The organism is Streptococcus mitis, assembly GCF_047460035.1.
Taxonomy (GTDB): Bacteria; Bacillota; Bacilli; order Lactobacillales; family Streptococcaceae; genus Streptococcus; species Streptococcus mitis_DW.
In genome coordinates this window covers 1-670 of sequence record NZ_JASHHB010000024.1, presented here as the reverse complement: position 1 = coordinate 670, position 670 = coordinate 1, and the positions used below count along the sequence as shown (strand labels likewise).

The window sequence follows — 670 nt, the reverse complement described above, 5'->3', positions numbered from 1 at the left end:
CCTCAAGCGTTCCTTTGAGAGACGACTTGAACGCATGCAAAGTTGTGTTCGAGACAAGGTGAAAATTTTACGAATTCCAAGTTATTATCGACCTTTAACGGAAAAAGAAAATAATCTTGTGAAAAAAATGAAAGTCTGTTCAGCTATAACAGGTTTAATAGGCTTTCTTATCTTTTACTATAGTCTGCGAACGCGTGGTTATTTTTCACTCCCTTTACTTTTCCTCGGTTTAATGGGATTGCTAGCCAGTGCCTTGGTTCATTTTGTGACTAGAGGACCTTCTCGTGATGGAGTCTTAAATGAAGAGGGAGCAGAAGCCTATTACCTTTGGACAAGTTTTGAAAATATGCTTCGGGATATTGCTCATCTTGATAAGGCTGAACTAGAGAGTATTGCACTTTGGAATCGTCTTTTGGTCTATGCAACTCTCTATGGATACGCTAAGAAGGTGAATAAAATCATGAAACTTCACAATATTCAACTTGAAAATGCTGCTATGAATCTTTATGTATCTTGTGGGTGGGATAAACAATTTCACACATCTGCTACTCAAATCAATTTGTACACCTCAGTCGCAAATACAGCAAGTACCTTTTCTGTATCATCCGGAAGCGGTAGCTCTGGTGGTGGTTTCTCAGGCGGTGGCGGTGGTGGAAGTGTTGGTGCTTTC

1 protein-coding gene is annotated in these 670 nt (G+C 40.0%); it reads left to right on the top strand.

Annotation, left to right across the window (positions count from 1 at the left end; all coding sequences use genetic code 11):
- Positions 1-670 (top strand): DUF2207 family protein (locus tag QM956_RS10530; RefSeq protein WP_414302515.1); only part of this gene is annotated, 670 nt, incomplete at both ends.